Raw genomic sequence first — 2,041 nt, 5'->3', positions numbered from 1 at the left:
GTAAGCGCTTCATAAACCCCACCTAACCAAAGATGGGCAGCGCACCTAGCTGTGTATTTGAGGTGTGCAATTCCATGGTAGTAGCGCTTCGTAGTCTTCCACTGAGCACGCCTGCGGCAGGCGTTCCAGTGCGTGGCGCAGCCACGCATAGGGTTCTTGGCCGTTGGCTTTGGCCGTTTCTACCAAGCTGTAAAGTTGTGCGCTGGCAGTGGCACCTTTGGGCGTGTCACTGAACAACCAGTTCTTTCTCCCGATGACAAACGGGCGGATCGCACGCTCGGCCGCGTTGTTGTCCATCGGCAAGTAGCCGTGCTCGACGTAGCGTTCCAATTTGCTCCAGTTGCTGGCCAAGTAACCGATGGCCTTGCCCAAGGCATTCTGCGTCGTGACCTGAGGTTGCGTTTTCTCTACCCAGTTTTTCAGCTGAGTCAGCAATGGCAGGCTGCGCTCCATGCGGGCGCCCTTACGATCTTCGTCGTCACTGTCCTTCAAGTCGCGCTCGACGCCATAGAGCTTATTGATCAGGTTCAATGCGATGTCAGCGCGTCCTGTTTTGCCCTTGGGCTGTACTTTCTGCGCTTCGACGAACTTGCGGCGCGCGTGCGCCCAGCAGCCCAATCGCTCCAGCCCGTCCTGTGCGGCCAGCGCGTTGTAACCGGCGTAGTCGTCGGTCATGACATAGCCGCGATAGCCATCCAGCAGGCGCACAGGCACCTCCTGCGCTCGGCTGGTGGTGTAGTCGAAAAGGATCACCGGCCGATCAGCTGGGCCGCCGGTTTGCACCCACATCCAGGATTGGCTGCTGGGCTCACGCCCCGGCTCTTTCAACACCTGCACACGTGTTTCATCACAGTGGATGATCCGACTGTTCAACAGGCTTTCGCGCATCAGATTCAGCAGCGGCTGAAAGTGCTCGCTGCATTGAATCACCCAGCGTGCCAGGGTTTGGCGCGGGATATCGATACCGTGACGTCCCAGCACTTTTTCGAAGCGGTGAAGCGGCAAACCGTCTACGTATTTGGTGGTCAGCAGCATGGCCAGCACACTCGGGCTGGCCATGCTTTTCTCGATCATCTGGGCGGGCTTGTCCGCGGTTACGGGCACTGACTCGCAGTCCCGGCAGCCGTACACCTTGCGAACATGCTTGATGACGCGAATCTGCATCGGGACGATTTCAAGCTGTTCGCTGACTTCTTCACCGATGGCATGTTTGCGGCAGCCACAAGCGCAGGTCAGTTCATGCTCGGGCAGTTCGTGGACAACTTCGATACGCGGCAAATCAGCCGGCAGCGGCTTGCGCTTGCCACGGCGTTTGGTCGGCGCAACGACTTCTTCGTCGTCAGCCTCATCCAAGGGCTCGGCCAGGCTTTCCGCTTCGTCGAAGAGTGGCAACTGCGGTGTCGCCGCATCGCCAGTCTGCTCGGTCTTGCGCCCGAACAAGCGCTGGCGCAACAGCGCAACTTCCTCTTCGAGATGAACGATCTTGCCCTTGTCGGACGCGCGCTCGTTGATCATCTGCTCAAGCAGTTGCTTGAGCAGAACAGGATCGTCAGGGAGGTTTTCGGGCATGGAAATCATGCCGCGGATTATACCGAATCAGGCGACGTATCGAGGCGTCAAAACCTGATGCGGACGGTTGCGCCAGAGGTCGAAGCCATCGAGCAGCCAGTTCAGTTCCTGAACGGTCAGGACGATGGCGACGTCAGTCGGATCGGGTGAAGTTTTGAAACGTTCGGACTCCAGGCGTTTGAGCCAGAGGCAGAAGCCGTTGCGTTCCCAATACAGGATCTTCACGCGGTTGCGCGGCTTGTTGAGGAAGACGAAAAGCACTGGGTCGAACACCGCCACCTTGATATCGAGTTCGACCAGTGCGGCAAGGCCATCGATGGATTTTCGAAAGTCGACGGGCTTGGGGTAGAGGTACACTTTTTCGACTTTGGCGTCGGGTCGCATCATGGTCGGCGAGCTCCAGAAAGAAATCGGGAGCACAGCATCGGGGATCAGGTAAGCGCTTTGAATGTGGGGTTCATGGAGCGCTTAC

At 58.1% G+C, this 2,041-nt stretch carries 2 protein-coding genes; both read right to left on the bottom strand.

Going from position 1 to position 2,041, the window contains the following annotated elements:
* Window positions 1-45: 45 nt before the first annotated feature.
* Window positions 46-1,578, bottom strand: a complete 1,533-nt coding sequence (gene tnpC, locus INQ47_RS25560; protein ID WP_404702890.1) for an IS66 family transposase — start codon at window positions 1,576-1,578, stop codon at window positions 46-48.
* An 18-nt stretch (window positions 1,579-1,596) separates the two neighbouring features.
* Window positions 1,597-1,956 (bottom strand): IS66 family insertion sequence element accessory protein TnpB, encoded by a 360-nt coding sequence (gene tnpB, locus INQ47_RS25555; RefSeq protein WP_010954006.1) that lies wholly within the window; start codon window positions 1,954-1,956, stop codon window positions 1,597-1,599.
* Window positions 1,957-2,041 lie beyond the last annotated feature (85 nt).

The organism is Pseudomonas sp. 3HC3, from assembly GCF_044904505.1.
Classification (GTDB): Bacteria; Pseudomonadota; Gammaproteobacteria; order Pseudomonadales; family Pseudomonadaceae; genus Aquipseudomonas; species Aquipseudomonas putida_Y.
The sequence above is the reverse complement of the archived record's forward strand: the minus strand, read 5'-3'. Positions and strand labels throughout refer to the sequence as shown.